The organism is Dokdonella sp. (assembly GCF_019634815.1).
GTDB lineage: Bacteria > Pseudomonadota > Gammaproteobacteria > Xanthomonadales > Rhodanobacteraceae > Dokdonella_A.
On sequence record NZ_JAHCAP010000034.1, the window covers coordinates 1 to 23,869 of the forward strand.

Sequence of the window (23,869 nt, forward strand, 5' to 3'; positions counted from 1 at the left end):
ATCAGCGGCGCTGCCGGGGGTGTCCTTTCTTGGGGATACCCTTCTTTGGACAAGCAAAGAAGGGTATCCGGCTCGCAGGGATGCGGGACGAACCGGCATGGACGCCAGTCGGTTTTCGACGAGCCGAACAAGGCAAACACATGACCAAGGCGCACGCCGAGTCCCCAACCGCAGGGATGCGGGACGAGCCGGCACGGAAGCCGGTCGGTTCTCGCGAAGGCGAACAAGGCAAGGCGCACAAACGGCGCGGCGAGCGCCGAAACGCGCGCAGCGAAGCTCACCCCACGGCATCCCCCGAACGATGTGCGATCCACGCGCCGATCAAGGCCGAGCCGTAGGGAATTGCCTGCGCGGCAAGGATCGCGATCCACAGTTTGCCTTCGACGTAGTGGATGCCGATCGAGTTGATCATGCCGACCACGCAGGCCATGAGTGCGAGGAACAGCAGTAATTCTTCGCTGACCGCGGTGAACGGATTGGGCTTCTTGCCGATGCGTCGGCTCTTGGCGGTGCGGATGAATTCGCCTTTCTTGCGCCACAGGCCTTCGAAGATGCCGCGTGCGATCGCGTGGCTCAGGCTCATGCTCGCCACCGAGGCGGCGAGGGTGTCGCGCCAGGAGCAAGGCACGCGCACGCGGTAGAGGATGATGCCGAAGGCGGCCTTGAACAGGAAAAAGCCGATGAGGGGTACAAGGAACAGGTACATCGGCAGCATGAAGTATTGCGGCGCGAGCACCATGCCCAGGGTCCACAGCATCGCCATCAGCGTGAACACCAGATGCAGGGCGTCGCCGAACCACGAGAACCAGCCGGTGAGGAAGTGGAAGCGCTGGCCGCGCGTGAGCGTGGAGGCTTTCGAGATCATCCAGTCCAGGCGCGCCTTCATGATCTGCATCGCACCGAAGGCCCAGCGATACCGCTGTGATTTGTAAGCCTTGAAGTCGGCCGGGGTGAGGCCCTTGCCCATGAGCTCGTCGACGTAGACCAGTTCGTAGCCGGCCTTCATCAGGCGCAGGCCGAGTTCGGCATCCTCGCAGATCGTCCATTCCGACCACGCGCCGGTGTTGGCGAGCACGTCCTTGCGCACCATGGTCATGGTGCCATGCTGGATGATCGCATTGCGTTCGTTGCGATGGTGCATGCCGATGCGGAAGAAACCGTCGTATTCCCAGTTGGTCATGCGCCGGAACGGGTTGTGCTCCCACTCGCGGTGTGCCTGCGGGCACTGCACGACGGCAACCTTGGGATTGTTGAAATAACCGGTGAGTGCACGCAGCCAGTCGCTGCGTACTTCGTAGTCGGCGTCGATCACTGCCACCACATCGGCACGCGCGTCGGTGACTTCCAGGCCGTAGTTGAGCGCGCCGGCCTTGAAGCCGCCCCAGGGCTGGAGGTGGAAGAAACGGAAGCGTTTGCCCAGCTTCGCGCAATGCGCCTCGACCGGCTTCCAGATTTCCGGATTGCGGGTGTTGTTGTCGAGCACCAGCACTTCGTAGTTTTCGTAGTCGAGCGCGGCCAGTGAGTCGAGCGTGAGGATCACCATCTCGGGCGGCTCGTTGTAGCAAGCCAGATGAATCGACACGAACGGCTGCGGATCACCCGCCTGTGGCGTGAGCGGCTTGAATTCGCGCAGCCAGTACGGCCGCCAGATCACCTCGGTGAATTCGAATCCGTTGATCAGCAGGATCAGGATGATCGCCAACTGCGCCGGGAACAGCAGCAGCAACATGGTCCAGTCGAGCGGGCTGAGGTAGAAGTCGTAGGGGAGCGTGGCCATCCACACCAGGATCGACGCGGACAACTGCACGAGAATGAGGAAGAAGAACAAGCCGGTGGCGCGGAAGCGGATGAAGTGGCGAGCGAACCAGAACATCGGCAGCAGCGCGAGCAGGGATGCGGCGCCAGCCTTCCACGGCCACAGCGGATCCTCGATCACGGTGCCGGTGAAGGAGAACTTGGGTTCGCGTGCGGCGTTGAACACGCCCCAGTAGGCTTCGACGCGGCCGCCCAGTTGTTCCTTCCACGGCTGGTCGATGGCTTCCATCACGTAGTAGTCGATGTGCTGCTGGGCGGCGACGTTGAACCAGTCGCGCAGGAAGTGCGCCTCGTCGGCAATCGAGGGCTGCGCGTATTCGCGGCGGTTGCCGTTGGAGGGCCAGCCGACTTCGCCGACCACGATCGGCTTGCCCGGCGACACCGCGTCGACGATTTGACGCAGGGATTGCAGTTGGCCGAGCACGAAACCGACCGCGTCCTTGCGCGGCACGCGCTCCCAGTACGGCAGGATGTGCACGGTGACGAAATCGACGTGTCGGACAAGGTCGGGATTGCGCTGCCAGGTGTCGAGCGGCTCGGCGGTGGAGACGGGCACATGCAATTGCGCGCGGGCGCGGTCGATGTAGGCGATGAGGTCGCGCACCGGCAGATCGCCGCGCAGGATCACCTCGTTGCCGATGATCACGCGATCGATGTTGTCGTTCTTGCGTGCGAGCGCGATCAAGGCCGACAACTCGCGCTCATTGCGCTCGGCGCGCCCTTCGATCCACGCGCCGGCCATCACCGTCATGCCGTACAGGCGCGCGATGCGTGGAATCTGCGGATTCTCGTAGCTGGAATAGGTGCGCAGGCGCTGGGTGTAGCGCGACAGCATGCGGATGTCGCTGTCGAGTTCACTTTCGCTGGGAAAGATGAACTTGGTCGGGTCCTGATAGCGCTGCGAGGGGTTGTAGGCGAAGCCGCCCACCTTGCCGTGCCAGTCGGTGATGTGGACAGGTCGGTTGATGAACGCCCACAGGCCGATGTTGGCCACCGCAACCAGCACCGTCACGGTCAGCGCGCGCCAGAAGGATTTGCGCACGACGGGCGCGGAAACGGCGGTCAAGGCATTGCTTCCCGGCGGCAGACAGGGTGAAAAAACGCTCCGCAGCATAGCCGAACGCCGCGCACACGCTCAATTGCGCGGCAAGCCGTGATGACCCTCGTCAGCGCGGTCCGCCCGGCGTCTGCCGGTCGCGGCGATGGCGCAGGTGTCCGATCACGATCGGCGCGAGCGCGAGCGCCGCCATGCCCAGCAGCGGCAACAGCACGCGCCGGTGGGCAAAGATGTTGAGCGAAACCTGGCCCTCGCGCAGGATCGTCTCCATCAGTCCGGCACCGAGTGCGGTTTCGAAGCCGATCATGATGCTGCCGCCGACCACGGTGGCGAACGTGAACAGCCACAAGGGGCAACGCAGCCACGCCAGTGCGACGGTGACCGCGCCGAACGGGAAGAACGGCACCAGACGCAGGAACATCGTGTAACTGGCCGGATGCGCGTGATAACCGCTGCGCAGTCGCTCGACCAGGGCGGGCGGTTCATGGCTGCCGCCCTCGAAGGCCGAACGGCTGGCAAAGAACAGGATCAACGCGCCAAGACTGGTGCCGATCGAAGACAGCAGGGTGCCTTCGACCACGCCGAACAGCATGCCGCCGGCGAACACCACCACGATCGCGCCTGGCAAGCCGGTGGCGATCGCGAGCATCATCGCGCCGACCTGCATCAGTCGTGTGAGCAGCGGATGGGCGACGATCTGCGCGAGCAGGCTCGCTTCCTCCGCGACGATGTGGTGCGGGTCGAAGTGCCGCAGCACGCCCGAGGCGAACAAGCCCGCGCCGAGCACGATCAGCAGCAACAGCGGCAACAGGGACTTGAGTCGTTTCATCGCCAAGAAAAAGGGGCCGGTTGCCCGGCCCCGTCGGGATTGCGTAGACCGCAAGGATAGCCCCTTACGGACTTGCGTCGAAGCCGTCGACGAAGATGCGGTCGACGATCAGCGCGATCACCTGGCCATCATGGTCGCCACTGCGCGCCGAGGTGAGATCGTTCAGGATCACCCCGCTGGTTTCGGAAACATCGGCATTGCCGTGCGCATTGGAGACGCTGGCAAAATCGCGCCGAGCTGTCTGCGACAGCAGGATGTGGTCGATCTCCTGAGTCAGGCCGCTGAAAGTGAATGAATAGCGACCGCTCGGGTCGGCTTCGGTGCCGGTGTCGAACAGGGCCGGCGTGGGCGCGACATAGCTCAGGGTGTCGGTATTGGCCGCATTGCCGCTGAACCAGTACAGATTGGCGCCCTGATCGGCGGTGCCCATGATCATGCCGGTGACATCGGCGTAGCCATCGCTGAACTCGTAGGCATTGAAATCACCCGCGACAATCAAGGGCACGTCGGCATCACCAACCAGATCGAACGGACCTTGCGTGATCGTGCCGCTGGCATCCTGGCGCGCAGTGCCGGCGCCCACGAGCGTGCCGCCGCTTTGCCAGGCCTGGACGATTTGCGCGACCTGCGCCGCCTGTTCGGCGCGCTTGGGCCCGACATAGGGCTTGTTCGGCAAGCCGCTCATCGAGCGGTCATAGATCGACAGCAGGGCGAACGGGTAGCCGTTCCACGAGGCCTGCATCAGCACCGGCGGACGGTCGTTGAGCGTGCACGAGGCGCCGCTCGAGCAGTTGACCGTTTGCGTGTTGAGGTAGAGCTGGGTGACCGAATCGACGCTCACGTCGCTGCGCGCGAGGATGCCGAGGTTGATGCCGCCCGGGTCGTTGCCTTGCATGAGCCAGGGCACGTAGCTGGTGCCGCAGCGGCTGTTGACGCTTTGGGCGAGATCGGCCAGCACGTTGCGATTCTCGATTTCCTGCACCGCCAGCACGATCGGCGACTTGAGCACGTCGCAGACATGCATGGCCCACTTGGTGCGGCGAAGTGCGTACTGCGCGGCAGTCGGGCAGGTATCGTCGGCGCCGGTGCCGGCGCAGGTGTCGTTGTAGGCGCCGTTGTTCGCCGAACCATCGGCGACATCGTTGAAGAAATGCAGGAAGTTCTGCGTGCCGATCGTGAGCATGCCGTCGATCGGATCGGCGACCGGGCGCACCGCATCGGCCGGGGTGACACGCTGCAGCGTCGTCATCTCGCGCGGGAACACTTCGTAGTAGGGTGTCGGTGACGCGCTTGGCTTGTAGGCCTGGATCACGCCGGTGACCGAGAATGTGGTGCCGGCGTGGTAGACGTAGTCGCTCGGATCGTCATAGTCGGGATTGTCGTGACCGGGATCGTCGCTGCCCGCCGGGAAGCCCAGACCGTTGTAGTAGATGACCAGCACGTGCGGCGCGCCGCCCCAGACCGGGATCTCGGGGTGGCCGACGACACCGGGGAAGGCCGCGCCGGGCTTGCGCGCAGGACGGAGTTCGCTGGCGAGCGCGGCGTAGAAGCCTGACGGATTGCCGGTATGGATCGCATCGCTCCCGCCCGAACCGTAGGTCGCGCCGGTCACCTGCGCCTCGTTCATCGCCACCAGCATGCCGTCGAGACAGGCAAAGTTGCTGGCTTGATAGCCGTCGTTGGCGGGCACGATCGTGCTGCCCGATGCCATGCAGATGCCGGTGAACGGGTTCTGCGTTGGCGGATGGTCGTCGAGCAGCCAGGGCTGGATCGTCGCGCCCGAGGCTGCGGTCATGCTGTAGCTCGGGTTGGTGAGCTCGGTGACGCCGTTGAACTCGGTGACCTTGCCGGACACGTCGACGACGTTGCCGATGGCGATTCCCGCGGGCGCCGAGCCGGTGTAGACGTAGATGCCATCCGAGGTGGTGGTGTCGCCATCGCCGTTCGGGTCCTGGATGAAGAAGCCCTTGCTGCCGATCGCAGTGACGATGTTGCCGGTGGTCGTTACCGTCTGGCCGACCAGTGGTGAGGCCGCGCCATGACCCTGGATCGCCATGATCGTGATCGGCGGCGCGGACACCGTGAGTGCGATGTTCGTGCTGGCGCTGCGGCTCTGGCCATCGACCACGCTGACCGGCAGTGACTTGGCGCCCGGCGGGGTGCCCGCGTCGACCGTGGCTGCATAGGTGAAGATCTCGCCGCCCGACCCGTTGGGACCGACGTGCGTGAAGCTGGCCGGATTGGCATCGCCGATCGATGAGAGGTCGGCGGTCACGGTCAAGCCGGTGCTGGCCGGATTGGTTCCGGGGGTCACGGTGACGGTGAGCGTGCTGCTGCCACCCTGGGCGACCGTGGCGGGACTTGCGCTGCCGCTTGCGCTCGGATTGGTCGGGCCGCCACCACCACCGCACAGATGAATGGTGCTCGCGCTGTTGCGGGGTGCCGCCGCAGCCGAGGTGAAATCGCTGGCATTGTCGTCGGTGTCGGTGCAGCCATCGCCGGCGCGCTGGACCGAGTTCGTGGCGCTCGGTGCCGGTGTCGGGCCGCTGCCCTCGAAGCAGTTCGCGTCCGTGGCGAAACCGACGAAGTCGACGATCGCGCCGCCGGTCGGGCAGGTACCCGAAAGCGCGGTGGTGTTGCTGACCAGTGCGAGTTTGCCGCCACCGCCAGCCATCTGGATCGAGCCGGTCGCATCGGGTGTGGGCAGGTCGGTGGTGCCGCCTGAACCGGCGGCTTCCTGGATCAGGAAATATTGCCCGGGCTGCAGGGTGACGTTGGGCAGGGCGGTCGTGTTGGTCCAGCTCGAGCCGGTCTTGGATGTGTATTGCACCGACCAGCCATCGAGGCTGACTGGTGTGCTGCCGGCGTTGAACAGCTCGATGAAATCGTTCTTGTAGACCGAGCCGCTGTTGCCGCCGCCGCCATAAGCCTGGCTGATCACCACGCCGCTCGTGCTCGCTGTCGCGATCCCCGCGCCCAGCGCTGCCACCACTGCCAGCGCGAAGCCGGCCCATTGCTTGAATCGTGTCATCGTCATCCCCGTTCTGAAGTACAAGCTCCCCTGCGCGCAGTGTGCGCGGCAAATGTTTCAAACATCCTGTCGGGTGATTCTCCCGCGATCGGGGCGGCGCTGCCAGTGTGAAACCGGTCTGGCGGTGGCTGGGCTCGCCGGGTACCGGCGCGCCTCAGCCAACGCGGGCGAACACGGTGATTTCCTCGCGGTCGTGGTAAAGCTGCTTGGCACGCAGGTCGCGCAGATTCGGCAGGCCCTCGCGCAGCAGGTTCAGACACAACTGCACCTCGTCGTAGCGCTTCTTCATCGGCAGCTTGAGATTGAAGATCGCCTGCCGGCACCAGCCCTGCGCGAGCCAATGTGCGATGCGCGCGGCGACGCGCCGCGGCTGCTCGACCATGTCGCAGACCAGCCAATCGACCGCCTTGGCGGGCTGGTAGTGGAAGCCGTCCTCGCGCAAGTGCTCGACCAGGCCCGAGGCCATGAGCTGCGCATTCATCGGCCCGTTGTCGACCGCGATCACGCGCAGGCTGCGGCGCACGAGTTGCCAGGTCCAGCCGCCCGGTGCGGCGCCCAGATCGACTGCGCGCATGCCGGGCTTGAGCCAGCGTTCGCGCTCGCCTTCGTCGAGCAGGACGAGCAGGGCTTCCTCGAGCTTGAGCGTGGAGCGGCTGGGCGCCTCGCGCGGAAATTTCAGGCGCGGAATGCCGCCCGGCCAAGGCGCGGCCTGTGCAACGTCGGCGGCGGCGAGAAAGGCCGCATCGGTCGCCGTCAGGCACAGGTGCAGGCGCCAGCGCGATTGGCGCTCGAGCAGGCGCTGCTGCTTCATCGCGGCGATCAAGGCCGCATTGAGGCCGCGACACAGCGGCGCCAGTTCGCGTGTGACATCGCTGTCGGGCGCTTCGACCCAGGCATCGCACCAGCGCCGCCCATCGGCCTGGATCAGCGGCAGCAACTCGCCGAGCCGATCCCTGGGCGGCAGCGCCTGAGCGCGAGCGAACACCGCAAGCAACTGGCGCGCGAATACCAGTTCGCGCCAATGCGCCTGTGCGAGGATCGCCTGCTGCGCCGCCGCATCGGGCAGGACATATTCGACGCAGGCATGCTCGCGCTGCGCGCGCGCATGGCCGCTGCCGCCACCGTATTGGGCGTCGAGCGCCGCCAGTTCCTGCGCGCATTCGCCCTCGAAACCGGGGCGGCAGTAGGCAAGCAGGCTGGAAGCGGGGGTGGCGGGCATCTTGGGCGGCTCGCGGAAAGCGCGCATGATGCCTGTGCTCCGCAACCCTGGCGAGTGTGACCAGATGCGGGTTTTGTGCGCCCTCGTGCATATACGGTTCGACGTGGGTCAACTACTCAGCCAGGAGCCGGGTCATGAAGCATCGAGTCCAGCGGGGAAATCTCGCGGTTTGCATCTTGTCGATCGTGATCGCCGGCGGCATCGGCGAAGCGGTCGCGGCAGTCACGGTCAATGTCGATACCGGCGCCGATGTACGCCCCTTCAGCCCGCTGATCTTCGGCGTGAACTACGGCGATGACGCGCGCAACGAACAGATCGGCTATCCGCTGCGACGTTGGGGCGGCAACTCAACCACGCGTTACAACTGGCAGGTCGATGTGCACAGCACCGCCATGGACTGGTATTTCGAGAATATCCCCGGCGCGACCGATCGCAGTCAGGTGCCGCCGCAGGGCAACGCTGCCGACGCCTTCATCGGCGCCGCGCGCGGCTATGGCGCCGACGTGCTGCTGACGATCCCCACGATTGGCTGGACGCCGCGCGCCGACAGCCCGCTGAACCATCCGTACTTTGCCGGATTCTCGGTCGCCAAGTACGGCGCGCAGCAATCGACCGATCCCTGGGACCCCGATGCCGGCGATGGAATCGCCTTGGGCAGTGGTCAGCCGATCACCGGCAATGATCCTGCCGACACGTCCACCGCGGTCACGCCCGCGTTCTGGCAGGGCTGGATCAATCACCTCAAGGCTACCTTCGGCGCAGCCAACAGCGGCGGCGTGCGTTTCTACGCGCTCGACAACGAAGTGATGTTGTGGAACGACACCCACCGCGACGTGCATCCCGCGCCAACCACCTACGACGAGACACTCGCCAAGGCGCTGGCTTATGGCGGCGCGATCAAGCAAGCCGATCCGGCTGCGAAAGTGCTGGGGCCGGTGACCTGGGGATATTGCGACCTGTTCGGCTCGGCCGCCGACAACTGCGTCGACGGCAGCGACCGCGCCGCGCATGGCGGCATGCCATTCGTGGCCTGGTACCTGCAGCAGGTCTGCGCCAATCCGCTTGCCGGCGGCGCGCGTGCGGTGGATTACCTCGATCTGCACTACTACCCGCAGGGCAGCAACGTCTCGATGAGCGACGACGATTCGGCGGCCACCGCGCAGCGGCGCCTGCGCGCGTTGAAGGAGTTGTACGATCCGAACTGGGTGTCGGAATCCTGGTTCGCCGACCTTGGCGATGATGACGCCAACCACTACAGCAAACCGAACCTGATCCCGCGTGCACGTGCCTGGATCAACCAGTATTGCCCGGGCACCAAACTGGCGATCACCGAATACCGTTGGGGCAATGACGGCACCGCCAGTGGCGCGGTCGCGCAGGCCGAGTTGTTCGGCATCTTCGCCCGGGAAGGCGTCGACATGGCCACGCGCTGGGTCGCTCCCGAGGCCGATACCCGCGTCGAGCGCGCCTACAGCCTGTTCCTCAACTACGACGGCAATGGCGGGCGCGTGGCCGGCAGCAGCGTGCGTGCGATCAGCGGCAATGTCGATCAGGTCGGCTCGTATGCCTTCGTCGACACGGGTCGAACGATGCTGCTGCTCACCAACAAGACGACATCGACGCAGTCGGTGACGGTCAATTTCGCCAGCTCCCCCGGCGTGCAGTGGAACCTCTATGGTTTCGACGCCAACCAGGGCGTACATGCGATCAGCAACGGCTCGCTTTCGGGCAACTCGGTCTCCATCAATGCGCTGCCGGCGATGAGCGCCAACCTCCTGGTGATCGCCGGCAATGACGTGATCTTCGCCAACGGCTTCGATTGAGCGCGCACCACGCCTTCCCGTAGAGCGGAGCTTGCTCCGCTGCTCTTGCTTGCTCCGCTTTCATGCGCTCCAAGCCGAGCGAGCTCGGCTCTACAAAAGCGCGCACCGTCACCGTCGTAGAGCGAGTTTACCCGCTCCAGGAACAGGGCCAGCTCGGCCCCCGTCGCGCGTTGAAAGCGGCAGATGGCTGCGCCGCGGACCTTCCGTGGCGGCTTGCCCGCCGGCGTCACCCGTTGCCAGAGCGTTCCGGCCGAGCAGTCATCGCAAAAGCGCGCACCGTCACCGTCAGAAGCGGAGCTTGCTCCGTTGCCTTGTTTACCCTGGGCTTTCACATGCGCTCCAGCCGAGCAAGCTCGGCTCTACAAAAGCGCGCACCACCACCGTCGTAGAGCGGAGCTTGCTCCGCTGCTCTTGCTTGCTCCGCTTTCATGCGCTCCAAGCCGAGCAAGCTCGGCTCTACAAAAGCGCGCACCACCACCGTCGTAGAGCGGAGCCGTCTGTTCTGCTTGCTCCGCTTCGCCTAAGTCGCAAGCCCGCCTCTACAAAAGCGCGCACTACCACCGTCGTAGAGCTGTTTGCTCCGCTGCGTTTTCCACCCCGTTGCGCCGATTATGGCCCCCTGAGCCGAGCGAGCTCGCCCACAAAGCGCACCACCGTCGTCGTAGAGCGGAGCTTGCTCCGCTGCTCTTGCTTGCTCCGCTTTCATGCGCTCCAAGCCGAGCAAGCTCGGCTCTACAAAAGCGCGCACCACCACCGTCGTAGAGCGGAGCTTGCTCCGCTCCCGTGCATCAGGTCGGGCCTTCCGGCCCTCCTGCCTCGCGTTGTTGCAGGAGCGACGGCAGTCGCGAACCGCCCCGGGTTTCGAGGAGGCTTCAACTCTTGAGAGAATGAAGCCATGAACAAGTCATCGAAGTTTTCCCCGGAAGTCCGCGAGCGCGCCGTTCGCATGGTGCAGGAGCAGCGTGATCAGCACCCGTCATTGTGGGCTGCCATCGAGTCCATCGCACCCAAGATCGGCTGTGTGCCACAGACGTTGAACGAGTGGGTCAAACGGTCTCAGATCGACGCCGGTGCACGTGAAGGCCTGAGCAGCGGCGAGCGCGAACGGTTGCGCCATCTGGAACGCGAGAACAAGGAACTGCGCCGCGCCAACGAGATCCTGAAGACGGCCAGCGCGTTTTTCGCCCAGGCGGAGCTCGACCGCCAACTCAGGAAGTGAAGCGTTACATCGACGCACACCGCGACACCTACGGGGTCGAGCCGATCTGCAAGGTATTGGAGATCGCCCCATCGTGTTACCGGCGTCATGCAGCGCGAACCCGCAGCCCGGAACTGCGCAGCGCACGCGGAAAACGTGATGAAGAATTGGCGGCCCATATCCAACGGGTCTGGCATGCCAACTGGCAAGTCTATGGGGCCGAGAAGGTATGGCGACAATTGCATCGCGAAGGGATCGCGGTGGCACGTTGTACGGTGGAGCGATTGATGAAGCAGCTTGGTCTGCAAGGCATTCGCCGCGGCAAGAAGGTGCGGACCACGGTGCCTGACAGCAAAGCCCCTTGCCCGCACGATCACGTCAACCGCATCTTCCGTGCCGACCGGCCCGATCAGTTGTGGGTGTCCGATTTCACCTACGTTTCCACCTGGCAGGGCTGGGTCTACGTGGCCTTCGTGATCGATGTGTATTCACGTCGCATCGTGGGCTGGAAGACCAGCCGCAGCATGCAGGCCAGCTTCGTGCTCGACGCCCTGGAACAGGCCTTGTATGCGCGCCAACCTGCGGCCAACGTCCTGATTCATCATTCGGATCGCGGCAGCCAATACCTGTCGATTCGCTACACCGAACGACTGGCCGAAGCCGGCATCCAACCTTCGGTGGGCTCCCGCGGAGACAGCTACGACAACGCCCTGGCCGAAAGCATCAACGGCCTGTACAAATCCGAGGTGATTCACCGCAGAGGACCGTGGAAAACCTGCGAGGCGGTTGAGCTGATCACCCTGCAATGGGTGCACTGGTACAACCACGAACGACTGATGAAACCCATCGGCCATATTCCTCCGGCTGAAGCTGAGGCAGCTTCACCGTCGTAGAGCGGAGCTTGCTCCGCTCCCGTGCATCAGGTCGGGCCTTCCGGCCCTCCTACCGCGCGCTGTTGCAGGAGCGACGGCAGTCGCGACCTTCCCGTAGAGCGGAGCTTGCTCCGCTGCGTTTTCCACCCCGTTGCCACGCCCCGAGCCGAGCGAGCTCGGCTCTACAAAAGCGCGCACCACCACCGTCGTAGAGCGGAGCTTGCTCCGCTCCCGTGCATCAGGTCGGGCCTTCCGGCCCTCCTACCTCGCGCTGTTGCAGGAGCGACGGCAGTCGCGACCTTCCCGTAGAGCGGAGCTTGCTCCGCTCCCGTGCATCAGGTCGGGCCTTCCGGCCCTCCTACCGCGCGCTGTTGCAGGAGCGACGGCAGTCGCGACCTTCCCGTAGAGCGGAGCTTGCTCCGCTGCGTTTTCCACCCCGTTGCCACGCCCCGGGCCGAGCAAGCTCGGCTCTACAAAAGCGCTTCAGGCCGTGCACGCTCGGCTCCGGGCAAGCCACCGCCGGGCCGGTTCAGTAGGCCGCGCCGCCTTGTTGCGCGTAGAGCTTGAAGACGTCGCGCGCCTGTTCGCGCAGGATGTCGCGGCGTACCGCGATGCCACGCTTCTCCAGTTCGCCGATCCAGTCTGCGGGCAGGGGGCCTTCGTCGAACTGCGACAGTTCCATCACGTCGCTGGCGCGCGCTCCGATCAGCAGTTCGTCGATTCCGGCCCAGATACTCGCGCCATAGCATTGACAGCAGGGCTGCGCGCTGGTGGCGAGGATGAAGCGGCTGCCGTCATCATTGAGCCGATGGCGTTGCAGGCGCTGCTGGGCGAGCATGAAGGCCATCATCTCGGCGTGCGCAACCGAACAGGTTTGCGGTATCACGCGGTTGACGCCGACCGCGACCAGTCGGCCTGTCTCGGTGAAAATCGCCGCGCCGAATGGTCCACCGCCGCGATGCTCGACATTGCCGCACGCCAGCGCGATTGCCAGGGCGACGCGCGCTTCATCGCCCGTGTAAATACGCTCGAAGTCGATTTCGTCCTTGATCCAGTCAGGGAGATTCAGCGCAACCGCAGTCGGGGTCATGGAAGGCTTCCGCAAAGTGGGGGACGGCGGGTCGCTCGTCCGCTCTGGTGGCAGGCGACGCGATTGCCAGTGTGCCTGATTGCCTGCAACATCGCGCGCTTCATTTTTCCCTGGAACCCGGCATGTACGGCTCCGCTCGAACCGAAATTCCCTTGTCGCGCAATCCCGGGCTGGATGTCCTGCGCGGCCTGTCGGGCCTGTTGGTGGTGTTGCACCATCTGGCACTGCGAATTCCGCTCGGAAAGACCGCGCTGGCCGATTTCGTGCCCCGCCGCGTGCTGGGCGCGCTCAGCTACAACGGCTACGAAGCGGTGTTCGTCTTCTTCGTGATTTCCGGATTCCTCATCGCCAATCACTGCATCGTGCGCTGGGGCGGTCTGGCCGACATCGATCTGCGCGCTTTTTATGCGCGTCGCGCCGGGCGCATCGTACCCTGCCTCTTGCTGGTGCTTGCGGCGCTGTCGGCAATGCATCTGGCAGGGGTCACCCACTTCGTCATCGACAAGCCGGAGCAGTCGCTGCCACGCGCGTTGTTCGCAGCATTGCTCTTGCACCTGAATTGGTATGAAGGCGCGACTGGATACCTGCCGGGTGGATGGGATGTGCTGTGGTCGCTCTCGATCGAGGAGGCCTTCTACCTCGGCTTTCCGTTGCTGTGCGCGTTGGTGCGCAGTCGCGCCCTGCTGTCGCTGTTGCTGGTGGCGCTGGTTTGTTCGATTCCGTTCTCGCTCATGGCGATCACCGACAACGAAATCTGGAAAGAGAAGGCCTATCTGCCAGGGATGGGGGCGATTGCCGCCGGCGTGCTCGTTGCGCTGGCCGTACGGCAATGGCCGCAGCCGCCGCGCGTGCTGCTTGCCTTCGTGCGCGGGTTTGGTGTCGCGGGCCTGCTGGCGATTGCGTTGGCGATGCGCGAACTGTGGCCGCTGCTGCACGATTTCGTGATGTTCTGGCATGTGGTCTGCGCGGCCTGTCTGGTTTACGCGCTGGCGCATTCGCGCCGTGCCGGCATGCGCGGGCTGGCGTGGCTGCGTTCGATGGGGCGCTACAGCTATGAAATCTATCTTGGCCACATGTTCGTCGTCTTCGCCGTGGTTGCCGCATTCAATTCCGGCGGCGCCGATCTTCGCCGCGGCTGGCTGTGGTATGTGCCTGCGGTGCTGGCCTGCTGGGCGCTCGGCGCGTTGGTTGGCAGACTGTATTCCGAGCCGTGCGCACGGGCGCTGACGCAGCGCCTTGCGCGCCGCGCGACTTGAACGCTGGCGCTCAGCGCTTGGCCCAGGTGTCGCGCAGGGTGACGATGCGGTTGAATACGGGGCGCTGCGGCGCATGGTCGTGGCGGTCGGCGACGAAGTAGCCGAGCCGTTCGAACTGCACGGCCTGTTCGCTTGTGGTCTGCGCTCCCGCGGGTTCGAGCCAGGCCTGCACGACGCGCTTGGACGCCGGGTTGAGATGGTCGGCGTAGCTCTTGCCGTCGCTGTCGTCGTCTGGATCGGCTGCGGTGAACAGGCGGTCGTAGATGCGCACCTCGGCGGCGACCGCGTGCTGCGCGCTGACCCAGTGGATCGTGCCCTTGACCTTGCGCTCGGCGCCCGGCATGCCATGGCGCGTGTCGGGATCGAGCGTGCAGTGGACTTCGACCACGGCGCCGCCGGCATCCTTGACCAGGTCGGTGCAGCGCACGATGCCCACGCCGCGCAGGCGCACTTCGCCGCCCGGCACGAGGCGGTGGAAGCCCTTGGGCGGCACCTCGGCGAAATCCTCGCGCTCAATCCACAGCTCGCGCGCGAACGGGACCTGGCGCGAGCCGAATTCCGGATTCTTGGGATGGTTGGAAAACTCGATCGTTTCCGCATGGCCTGGATCGAGGTTGTCGATCACGAGTTTTAGCGGATCGAGCACCGCCATGCGCCGCGGCGCAGCCGCATCGAGCACTTCGCGCACGCAGCCTTCGAGTACGCCGAATTCGATCACCGAGTTCTGCTTGGTCACGCCCGCGCGTTCCCAGAACTGGCGGATCGCGGCGGGCGGAAAACCCCGGCGACGCACGCCCGCGAGGGTCGGCATGCGCGGATCGTCCCAGCCATCGACCAGGCGCTCGGAAACCAGCGCCATCAGCTTGCGCTTGCTCATCACGGTGTAGTCGAGATTGCCGCGCGCGAATTCGATCTGCTGCGGACGCGTGGGCTGGATCCACAGACCGGCCTTGCGCAGTGGTTCGGTCAGGCTGGCGTCGGTCGGCAGGTCGAGCTGGTCGAGGCACCAGTCGTAGAGCGGGCGATGATCCTCGAACTCGAGCGTGCAGAAGGAATGAGTGATGCCTTCGACCGCATCGGACAGCGGATGCGCGTAGTCGTACATCGGATAGATGCACCAGGCATCGCCGGTGTTCTGATGCGTGAGCCGACGAATCCGGTACAAGGCCGGATCGCGCAGGTTGATGTTGCCCGATGCCATGTCGATCTTCGCGCGCAGCGTGCGCGCGCCATCGGCGAACTCGCCCGCGCGCATGCGCCGGAACAGATCGAGGTTTTCCTCGATGCCGCGCTCGCGGTACGGCGAATTGCGGCCCGGCTCGGTCAGCGTGCCGCGATAGGCGCGCACCTGCTCGGCATCGAGATCGCAGACGAAGGCCTTGCCCTGGCGGATGAGCTTTTCTGCGCACAGGTAAAACACCTCGAAATAGTCCGAGCTGTGGCGCAGCAGGTCCCAATCGAAGCCCAGCCAGCGCACGTCGGCCTTGATTGCCTCGACGTACTCCATGTCTTCCTTGGCCGGATTGGTGTCGTCGAAACGCAGCGCGGTGCTGCCCGAGAACTCGCGCGCGATGCCGAAATCGAGGCAGATCGCCTTGGCATGGCCCAGATGCAGGTAGCCGTTGGGTTCGGGCGGAAAACGCGTGCGCACCGCGCCGCCATGCTTGCCCGCGGCCACGTCGGCCACCACGATCTGGCGGATGAAGGAATGGCCTGCGGCCGGTGGCGTGGCGGTGTCGGTCATGCGTTTGAGCCGCGACAGCGGCGTTCGTGGTCCGGGAAGCCCGCGAGTGTAGCGAGCGCAGCCGCGAAAGCGAACCGGCGGCGCCTCCAGCTTGACGAGGCTTGCGCAGGGGCCGACATTGAGCCGTGCCGCCGGGTTGCGGCCAGCGGGGCTTGGCCATGCAGATCGTCTATCGCGCCGACACCATCATCGACGCCAACCTCGTCAAGGGCGCGCTCGCGTCCGAAGGCATCTTTGCCTACGTTGCTGGCGAACATCTGGTCGGTGCGATCGGCGAGCTGCCGCGTTGGGGACTGGTCAACGTGATGGTTTCGCAAAGCGACATCGAGCGCGCCCTGCCGATCGTGCGCGAGATCGAAAAGGCGCTGGCAGCGCCCCTTGCATCCGATGCCGCGGGTGATCGCGAAGGTCCGTTGCCGGATGGAATTCTGCCGGCTTGAAGCGCGCGCTGCGATCGGGCCGTGGATCGCAGCGCGTGCAGGCGTCCGCATTTCCGCTCAAGGCTGGGGCGTGACGCCGAGATAGGCGCCGGCTGCCGCCACGGTCGCCCACACCTCGTCCTCGATCGCAAATGACTTGTCGAACAGGCGTTCGGCGCTGTCGCGGTCGCCGGCGAGCAGATACCAGGCGCCGATCTCGGCGATTTCGGTCTTGTCTTTGGGATTCCTGGCGACATAGGCATCGAACATGGGCTTGGCGCGTGCCCATTCGCCGGCTTCGCGGTAAACACGGGCGATGCGGATCTCGTCGCTGGCTTCGTGCTTGCCGCCGAGGATCGAGTCGAATACGGCTTGTCCCTGGGACTTCTGTCCACCCAGGTACTGGATGCGGCCAATCGCGATGCGCTCCCAACTGCCCTTGCCGGCCTGCACGCGTGCGGCGTCGATCAGTGCCTGCGCTGCCTCGGCCTTGGATTTGCCGTGATAGAGCGAGGGACTGTTCTTCTTCGACGCGGCAACGCCGACGCCAATGCCTGCGACGAACATTCCCGCTGCCATGACGACCGCAAAGCTTGCCTTCATCTGTGCATCTCCGTTGTGGGGAGGCCAAGCATAGGTGACAGCGTGCGCGCGGTCACCGGTGGCGGTCCGGTTCAATCGAAGCCGTCGGCAAATATCGAATCAGCCAGACAGGCGGCGAACGTCAGGCTGGAATCCGGCCCGATGTAGGCGACGTAAAGCGAACCGTCGGCACCGCGCTCGAAGTCGGCCTCGCGCAGCGTTGCATTCGGGGTGCCGACCTGATCGAGCGTGCCGTCGCCGCAAGCGGCATCGGTGCAGGTCCAGGCGTTGATCCAATTGGGCGAGAAGAAGCCGTAGACGGGCAGGTCGCCCGCAGTCAGCGCCAGCCCGAAGAGGTCGTCGCCGGGCAGCGGTCGTGCCGTCGCGCTGCTGCAGGACACGTCGTCGCAGTCGAGCAGGGCGCGTTGGAGGCCGTTGCGGCTGTCCAGTGCCAGCGGGCGACGATCGCTGCGGATCACCAGATCGGTGCGCGATGGACTGAACAGCGCCCCTGTGCCCGCCAGCATCGTGTGGGTGATGTTGTCGCAGGCGCTGTCATTGCAGCGTGCGATCCAGTGGTCGGTGCTGTTGGATGCGCCGTGACTGAGCAGATAGGTCGCCGCGGGATGACCATCGGCGTCGATCGCAAGGGCGAGGTCGGAGATCTGCGAGCTGCTGTCGGGTGGAATCGCCAGCACCTTTTCCGCCCCACCGCTGCAGGCGTCATCGGCGCAGGCGTGATAGATGAGCTGGCCAGGCCGCGCGCCGCTGTAGCTGTCCACGTAGATGAAGGCGGCGGTGCCGTTGGCTTGCAGCGCCATCGGTGTTTCGCCGAGGATCCCGCTCTGCGTCGGAATGAGCTCGGTCACGTTGACCTGGCTGCAGTCCTCCTCGCCGCAATCGTAATAGCGCAGGCCGCCGAAGTAGGTGCCGACCAGTGCGGGGCGACCCGTGCTGCGCACGATGATTCCGGAGCGCTGGAAGTAGTTGGTCGAAACCTCGATCGGCGTCGCCTGTCCGCTGCTGCATTGGCGATTGGCGCAGCTGTAGACCCACAGCGCTTCGGTGTTCTGCACATCGTCACTGATCATCAACAGCGGACGATCGTTGGGGCGCATGACAATGCGCGCATGTCCGATGGGCGTGCCGCTGGCACCGACCTGCAGGTCGGTCTGGCTGAAGTCGCAGGCCGCAACGGCAGATTGGGTGGCGCCGGCGCCAGCGAGTGTGATCGCGGTGACCATCAGGGCGAGGATCTTGCGGTTCATGTCGCCTTCCTCCGTGTGGGCCGCTGCACTGGGCGCTTGCTGTCGACGCAAGCTAATGGGCGTCGCTCGACGGTTTTGCCAAAGGCATCACATCTCAGGCAAATATCATGAGGCCGTCACCAGGCGCGGGCAGAAGGTGTACCGACTTGTGGCAGGACTGTGCGGGCTGGCGCCGAATACCGGCCTTGGCGAGTCCTGAGGTGAACTTGCGAGATTCGACGCGCGCGTGGGCAGGCAATTCGTGCCTCTGCCGCGGTCGACAGGCGTCAAAGAGCGACGGCGCAATCGTCCGGGCTGCACGCCCCGTTTGGGCTACGGATGGGCGCTGCGGGGAACTACCGGGCGAGGTCGAGATCGCCTTGCAAGGTCTGCAGCGCGGCGAGCGCGGCCAGGCCTGCGGTTTCGGTGCGCAGGATGCGCGGGCCCAGGCGCAGGCCGCCGAAGCCGCCTTGGGCGAGGGTTGCGAGGTCATGTTCCGACAAACCGCCCTCGGGGCCGACGACCAGAGTCATCCGCATCGACTGCGGCAGGCTGCGCACGCCAAGTGCTCCCAGTGGATCGAGCGCGAGGCGCAGTTCGCCTTCCACGCCGGGCGTGGCGGCGAAGTCGGCCAGCCGCAACGGTTCTTCGAGCTGCGGCAATTGGTTGCGCCCACACTGCTCGCAAGCCGAAGCGAGTACCGCCTGCCAGTGCGCCATGCGTCGTGGTGCGCGTTCGGCATCGAGCTTGACCTCGGTGCGGTCGGTCACCAGCGGCACGATGCGCGCCACGCCGAGTTCGGTCGCCTTCTGCAGGATCCAGTCCATCTTCTCGCCGCGCGCGATGCCCTGGGCGAGCGTGATGCGCAAGGGACTCTCCACGCTCGCCACGGTTTCGCGCGCGAGCACGTGTGCGGTGACGCCGCGCTTGGCCAGCGAGGCGATCTCGCCCGAATACTCCTCGCCATCGCCGTTGAACAGCCGCAGGGGATGGCCGCGCTCCAGGCGCAGCACGCGCACGAGATGCTCGCCGGCCTGCACCGGCAGCTCGACTTCGTGGCCGGTGCGCAGGGGATGCGGGACAAAGACTCTGGGAATGCGCATGGCGATCCTGCTGGCACGCTCGATCCGTGATTGTGCGCAAGCGCGCTGGCGCTTGCCAGCCCACGCCTCAGGTCACTGCCCGTTCGATGCCTTCGCTGGCGACTTCGACCATGAGTTCGATTTCTTCCGGCGTGATGCAGTAAGGCGGCATGAAATAGACGACGTTGCCGAGCGGGCGCAGGACCACGCCGCGGTCGAGACCGTGGCGATAGACGCGAAGTCCGCGTCGCTCGCTGGCGGGAAACGGCGTGCGCGTGGCCTTGTCGGCGACCAGTTCGAGTGCGGCGATGAGGCCCGTCTGGCGCACGTCGGCGACGTGCGGATGGACGGCGAATGGGGCGATGCGCGCGGCCAGATGTGCGGCCAGCGCGCGATTGCGCTCGAGCACCGGCTCCTCGCGCAGCACCGTGAGCGTGGCCAGGGCGGCGCGGCAGGCAAGTGGATTGCCGGTATAGCTGTGCGAATGCAGGAAGGCCTTGCCGGCCGCGTATTCGGCATAGAAGGCCGCATACACCCGCGCGTGGGTGAGCACCGCCGACAAGGGCAGGGTGCCGCCGGTGAGCCCCTTGGACAGGCACAGGAAGTCGGGCACGATGCCGCCCTGTTCGCAGGCGAACAGCGTGCCGGTGCGACCGAAGCCGACCGCGATCTCGTCGGCGATCAGGTGCACGTCGAATTCGTCGCACAGCCTGCGCAGGCCGGTCAGGTAACTGGCATCGTGCATGCGCATGCCACCCGCGCATTGCACCAGCGGCTCGACGATCACCGCGCACACTTCGTGCGCATGCGCTTCGAGCAGGCTGCGCATCGCCGCGAGTGCGCGCTGCGCGCACTGCGCCGGGGATTCGCCGGGTGCGGCCTGATACGCATCGGGCGAGGGCGCGAAGATCGGTTCGAGCAGCAGTGGCGCATAGGTCTGCCGGTACAGCGCGATGTCGGTGACCGACAGCGCGCCGAGCGTTTCGCCGTGATAGCCGCCCGTGAGTGCGATGAAGCGCGTGCGCTCGCCGCGACCGAGATTGCGCCAGTAGTGGAACGAGAGCTTGAGCGCGACCTCGATCGCCGAGGAACCGTTGTCGGCGTAGAACACCCGCTGCAGTTCGCGCGCATCGCCCACTGCGCGCGGCGCGATGCGCACGAGTTCCTCGGCCAGATCGATCGCCGGCTCGTGGGTGAAACCGGCCAGCATCACGTGGTCGAGTGTGTCGAGCTGATCCTTGAGCGCGGCGACGATGCGCGGATCGCGGTGGCCGAGCAGGCAGGTCCACCACGAGCTCACCGCGTCGAGCCAGGACTTGCCGTCGTGACCGTGCAGCCAGGCGCCCTGCGCGCGTGCTATCGGCAGCATCGGCAGGGTCTGGTGGTCGTGCATCTGCGTGCACGGGTGCCAGACGACGGCGAGGTCGCGTGCGACCAGTTCGGCAGAGCGGGATGACATGGCGCTGTTATGATCGGCGGCAGTCCCGCTCGCGCACAAGCTTGCCATGAACCGTTCCCACCTTGCTCCGTCCGTTGCGTATCGACCCGCCACCGGTTTCACCCTGATCGAAATTCTCGTCGTCGTGGTGATTCTCGGCATCCTCGCCGCGATCGTGGTACCGCGCGTGATGGATCGTCCGGGCGAGGCACGCATCGTCAAGGCACATCAGGACATCTCCAGCATCGCCAGCGCACTCAATCTCTACAAGCTCGACAATTACGCATTCCCGTCGACCGAGCAGGGGTTGGATGCGCTGATCGCCAAGCCGTCCGGCCAGCCCGAAGCGGCAAACTGGAAGGGCCCGTATCTGCAGGCGCGCAGCGTGCCCAAGGACCCCTGGGGTCGGCCTTACCAGTACGCATCGCCGGGACAGCATGGCGACTTCGACATCTCCAGCTTGGGCGCCGATGGCAAGCCCGGCGGCGAGGGCGAAGCCGCTGACGTCGATAACCGCAACTGACGTGAAGAGTACGGCGAGGCGCTGCCGCCGATGGACACGCCCAGTCACCCGCGCGATCTGCGCCGCACAGCGCTCCATTGCCGCGTGCGCCGCACGCGCGGGTTTTCCCTGATCGAGATTCTCGTGGTGGTGGCGATCGCCGCGGTGATGGCTTACGTGCTGGTGATTGCGGTCAGCGGCAACACCGCGCGCCAGCTCGATGCCACGGTCGAACGCTTCCAGGAGCGGCTTGCACATGCCTGCGACCAGGCGCAGCTCAGCGGGCGCGAATTCGGCGTCAGGCTCGGTGTCGATGGCTATGCCTTCGCGCGGCTTGATGGCAGTCAGTGGCGCGCGCTCGGTGGCAATGACGAACTGCGTGCGCGGCGCTGGCCGCCATCGCTGCGTGTGGTGCTCAAGCGCGAGGGCCTCACTCTGGATCTGCAGGACACGGCCGCCGAGGTGCCGCATCTGGTGTGCTTTTCCTCGGGTGAGCTCACGCCCTTCGTGCTCGATTTCGCGCTCGGCGATCCGCCCATGCAGCGCCGACTGGTCGGCAGTGCCGACGGCAGCCTGCGGAGTGTCGATCAATGATGCGCGCGAGCCCGCGCCGACGTGCAGCGGGATTCACCTTGATCGAGGTGTTGATCGCCCTTGTGGTGGTTGCGGTCGCGCTGCTCGCGCTCACGCGCGCGGCGAGCGTGCAGATTGCCAACTTTGATGCCCTGCGCGAGCGCACGCTGGCGGGCTGGGTTGCCGCCAACGCGCTTGCCGATGCACGCATTGCACCCGAGCGACCGACGCCGGGGCGCAGTGATGGCCGTGTCGAATTGGCCGGGCGCGCGTGGCGTTGGCAGCGCGAGGTCAGCGCAATTCCGCACAGTGACATCTTGCGCATCGATGTGCGCGTGTTTCGCGGTGAGGACACCACGCCCTCGGCAAGCCTGATCGGCTTTCGCGGGTTCGAGCCATGAACGCATCACGCCTGCGCCGCATCGTGCGTGGCTTCAGCTTGCTGGAACTGGTGATTGCGGTGGCGATTTTCGCGGTGATCTCGGCCGTGGCCTATGGCGGCCTGTCGGCGATCGCGCGCTCGCGCGCCGCGCTGGCCGCCGAGCAGACCCGCTTTGCCCAGGTACAGCGCGCACTGGGGGTGCTCGGCGGTGATCTCGCCCAGGCGGTCTCGCGCAGCGTGCGTGGCGAGAGCGGCGCCGAACTGCCTGCGCTTCAAGGTCGCGCCGACGCGATCGAATTCACCCGAGTGGGTTTTGCCAATCCCTTGGCTGAGGCGCGCAGCAACCTGCAGCGCGTGATGTTCTCGCTCGACGCCGGCAGCTTGCGCGAAGGACGCTATGCCGTGCTCGACCGCGTGCCCGGTACGCGGCCGGACTGGCGCGAGCTCTTGCCCGGGGCGGGCAGCCTGCGCCTGCGCTACCTGGGCTGCGATCGCGTTTGGCGCGAGAGCTGGCCACCGGTCGAAGTGCTGCCGTGCCAGGCCGATGTCGCGGCGAGCGCGCAATTGCCGCGCGCGGTTGAAGTGCGCATCGCGCCGGCCGAGCTGGGCGAGATCCGGCGCGTGATTGAACTGGCCGAGCCGGCGCCGTGCCGCGTGGACGGGAGTCGGCGACCATGTTGATGCCCATCGGCAGAGCGGGCCCGGCGTCCGGGGCGCATCGGTCGCGTGGAGTCGCCCTGATCGTCGCCCTGTTGGTGGTGGCACTGGCGACGATTCTCGTTGCTGCCCTGCTCGATCGCGGTGAACTGGCACTCGCGCGCACGCGCAATGGCCTGCGCGCGCAACAAGTCGAGGCTTATGCGCAAGGGATCGAAGCCTATGCGAGTCAGGCGCTGTTGCTGCCGCGCGATGGACCTGACACGACGAGCAGTCCGTGGATGCAGCCCTTGCCGCCGCAACAGGTGCCCGGCGGACTGATTTCGGCCTCGATGCGCGATCTCAATGGCTGCTTCAACCTCAACAACCTCGCGCCGGGTCAATCGCTGCAGTGGAAAGCGCTGTTCGTGCGCCTGCTCAAGGCGCAGTCGATCGCGCCGAGCGTGGCCGATGCGGTCGAGGCCTGGCTGGATCCCGAGCGCGCGGCCGGCGTCGATGCCAATGCCTACCTCGGACAACCCGTGCCGTACCGACCGCATGGTGGCCTGTTCGCGCATGTCTCCGAACTGCGCCTCGTGCGCGGCATCGATGCCGCCGCCTATGCGCGGCTCGCGCCACAGGTCTGCGCACTGCCGCCGGGGACCAGAATCAACGTCAACACGGCGGGCGTGCCGCTGTTGCAGGCGCTGGCAGGCAGCGGCGAAGTCCCCGCGACGGTCGCGCTCGCGCAGCGGCTGTGGCAGGACGGTCGTGCGCAATGGTCGCGGATCGATGAATTCTGGCAGGCGACGCCGCTGGGCAATGTGCCCGCGGGTCTGGCTGAACTGGTCGGCGTGAACAGTGACGCCTTCCTCCTGCGCGGCGACATCGTTCTCGACGGCCTGCCGTTCACGGTGTTCCGTGTCGTGCTCGTGCAAGGTGGCCGCGTGCGCGTCGTGCAGCGCAGTCGCGGCGCCGATGAGGCGCTGGTCGGTCGGGCTTTGCCTGACGTGCGGTAGCGCGTCCCATTCGCTCGGAGTATCGGCTTGCGCCTGAGTTTTGCCTTTTCTTTGT

At 65.8% G+C, this 23,869-nt stretch carries 20 protein-coding genes and 1 other annotated feature; of the genes, 9 read left to right on the top strand and 11 right to left on the bottom strand.

Going from position 1 to position 23,869, the window contains the following annotated elements:
* The 5 genes from KF759_RS13300 to rlmM all read right to left on the bottom strand — a co-directional run.
* Positions 1-281: hypothetical protein (locus KF759_RS13300; protein WP_291226318.1), on the bottom strand; the 281-nt coding region annotated here is incomplete at its 3' end.
* Positions 278-2,881 (bottom strand): glycosyltransferase, encoded by a 2,604-nt coding sequence (locus KF759_RS13305; protein WP_291226321.1) that lies wholly within the window; start codon positions 2,879-2,881, stop codon positions 278-280. The genes KF759_RS13300 and KF759_RS13305, both read right to left, overlap by 4 nt.
* Before the next feature lie 100 nt (positions 2,882-2,981).
* Positions 2,982-3,701 carry a VTT domain-containing protein gene (locus KF759_RS13310; protein ID WP_291226323.1) on the bottom strand — a complete coding sequence of 240 codons (720 nt, stop codon included), beginning with the start codon at positions 3,699-3,701 and terminating at the stop codon, positions 2,982-2,984.
* Between the two features lie 64 nt (positions 3,702-3,765).
* Positions 3,766-6,732 (bottom strand): lamin tail domain-containing protein, encoded by a 2,967-nt coding sequence (locus tag KF759_RS13315; RefSeq protein ID WP_291226324.1) that lies wholly within the window; start codon positions 6,730-6,732, stop codon positions 3,766-3,768.
* A gap of 154 nt (positions 6,733-6,886) precedes the next feature.
* Positions 6,887-7,951 carry a 23S rRNA (cytidine(2498)-2'-O)-methyltransferase RlmM gene (rlmM, locus tag KF759_RS13320; protein WP_291226326.1) on the bottom strand — a complete coding sequence of 355 codons (1,065 nt, stop codon included), beginning with the start codon at positions 7,949-7,951 and terminating at the stop codon, positions 6,887-6,889.
* A 134-nt stretch (positions 7,952-8,085) separates the two neighbouring features.
* Here rlmM and KF759_RS13325 point away from each other — a divergent pair, with 134 nt between their 5' ends.
* Positions 8,086-9,774, top strand: a complete 1,689-nt coding sequence (locus tag KF759_RS13325; protein ID WP_291226328.1) for a glycoside hydrolase family 44 protein — start codon at positions 8,086-8,088, stop codon at positions 9,772-9,774.
* 895 nt (positions 9,775-10,669) lie between these two features.
* Positions 10,670-11,865, top strand: a protein-coding gene (locus KF759_RS13330; RefSeq protein ID WP_291226329.1) for an IS3 family transposase whose coding sequence is annotated in 2 segments (ribosomal slippage) — positions 10,670-10,958 and positions 10,958-11,865 — 1,197 coding nt in all. Because the reading frame shifts where the segments join, the coding sequence is not laid out codon by codon here.
* Positions 10,948-11,064 (top strand) — a sequence feature (AL1L pseudoknot). It overlaps the preceding gene by 117 nt.
* Before the next feature lie 508 nt (positions 11,866-12,373).
* Here the strand turns inward: KF759_RS13330 and KF759_RS13335 are convergent.
* Positions 12,374-12,934: a nucleoside deaminase gene (locus KF759_RS13335; protein ID WP_291226331.1), complete on the bottom strand. Its 561-nt coding sequence runs from the start codon at positions 12,932-12,934 to the stop codon at positions 12,374-12,376.
* A 122-nt stretch (positions 12,935-13,056) separates the two neighbouring features.
* Here KF759_RS13335 and KF759_RS13340 point away from each other — a divergent pair, with 122 nt between their 5' ends.
* Positions 13,057-14,190, top strand: coding sequence for an acyltransferase (locus KF759_RS13340; protein ID WP_291226333.1), 1,134 nt, complete (start codon positions 13,057-13,059; stop codon positions 14,188-14,190).
* 10 nt (positions 14,191-14,200) lie between these two features.
* On the opposite strand, the gene KF759_RS13345 is transcribed toward KF759_RS13340, so the two are convergent.
* Positions 14,201-15,934 (bottom strand): glutamine--tRNA ligase/YqeY domain fusion protein, encoded by a 1,734-nt coding sequence (locus KF759_RS13345; protein WP_291226334.1) that lies wholly within the window; start codon positions 15,932-15,934, stop codon positions 14,201-14,203.
* A 158-nt stretch (positions 15,935-16,092) separates the two neighbouring features.
* On the opposite strand from KF759_RS13345, the gene KF759_RS13350 reads away from it, so the two are divergent.
* Positions 16,093-16,374: a DUF2007 domain-containing protein gene (locus KF759_RS13350; RefSeq protein WP_291226335.1), complete on the top strand. Its 282-nt coding sequence runs from the start codon at positions 16,093-16,095 to the stop codon at positions 16,372-16,374.
* Between the two features lie 57 nt (positions 16,375-16,431).
* Here the strand turns inward: KF759_RS13350 and KF759_RS13355 are convergent, their stop codons facing one another.
* From KF759_RS13355 to KF759_RS13370, 4 genes are all read right to left on the bottom strand, one after another.
* The gene (locus KF759_RS13355) at positions 16,432-16,956 is read right to left on the bottom strand and encodes a tetratricopeptide repeat protein (protein ID WP_291226336.1); all 525 of its coding nucleotides are present in this window, start codon (positions 16,954-16,956) and stop codon (positions 16,432-16,434) included.
* A 71-nt stretch (positions 16,957-17,027) separates the two neighbouring features.
* Positions 17,028-18,203 carry a hypothetical protein gene (locus tag KF759_RS13360; protein WP_291226337.1) on the bottom strand — a complete coding sequence of 392 codons (1,176 nt, stop codon included), beginning with the start codon at positions 18,201-18,203 and terminating at the stop codon, positions 17,028-17,030.
* Positions 18,204-18,538: 335 nt separating this feature from the next.
* Positions 18,539-19,285, bottom strand: a complete 747-nt coding sequence (locus KF759_RS13365; protein WP_291226338.1) for a 16S rRNA (uracil(1498)-N(3))-methyltransferase — start codon at positions 19,283-19,285, stop codon at positions 18,539-18,541.
* A gap of 67 nt (positions 19,286-19,352) precedes the next feature.
* The gene (locus KF759_RS13370; protein ID WP_291226339.1) at positions 19,353-20,723 is read right to left on the bottom strand and encodes an adenosylmethionine--8-amino-7-oxononanoate transaminase; all 1,371 of its coding nucleotides are present in this window, start codon (positions 20,721-20,723) and stop codon (positions 19,353-19,355) included.
* A 46-nt stretch (positions 20,724-20,769) separates the two neighbouring features.
* Here KF759_RS13370 and gspG point away from each other — a divergent pair, with 46 nt between their 5' ends.
* The 5 genes from gspG to gspK are packed head-to-tail and all read left to right on the top strand — an operon-like array spanning position 20,770 to position 23,814.
* Complete coding sequence (gspG, locus tag KF759_RS13375) at positions 20,770-21,225, top strand: type II secretion system major pseudopilin GspG (protein WP_291226340.1); 456 nt, start codon at positions 20,770-20,772, stop codon at positions 21,223-21,225.
* 30 nt (positions 21,226-21,255) lie between these two features.
* Positions 21,256-21,798, top strand: a complete 543-nt coding sequence (gene gspH / locus KF759_RS13380) for a type II secretion system minor pseudopilin GspH (protein ID WP_291226341.1) — start codon at positions 21,256-21,258, stop codon at positions 21,796-21,798.
* On the top strand, positions 21,795-22,178 hold the full coding sequence (gene gspI / locus KF759_RS13385) for a type II secretion system minor pseudopilin GspI (protein WP_291226342.1): 384 nt from the start codon (positions 21,795-21,797) through the stop codon (positions 22,176-22,178). Before gspH ends, gspI begins: the two co-directional genes overlap by 4 nt.
* Positions 22,175-22,840, top strand: coding sequence for a type II secretion system minor pseudopilin GspJ (gene gspJ, locus KF759_RS13390; protein ID WP_291226343.1), 666 nt, complete (start codon positions 22,175-22,177; stop codon positions 22,838-22,840). Before gspI ends, gspJ begins: the two co-directional genes overlap by 4 nt.
* Positions 22,834-23,814, top strand: coding sequence for a type II secretion system minor pseudopilin GspK (gene gspK / locus KF759_RS13395; protein WP_291226344.1), 981 nt, complete (start codon positions 22,834-22,836; stop codon positions 23,812-23,814). Before gspJ ends, gspK begins: the two co-directional genes overlap by 7 nt.
* Positions 23,815-23,869 lie beyond the last annotated feature (55 nt).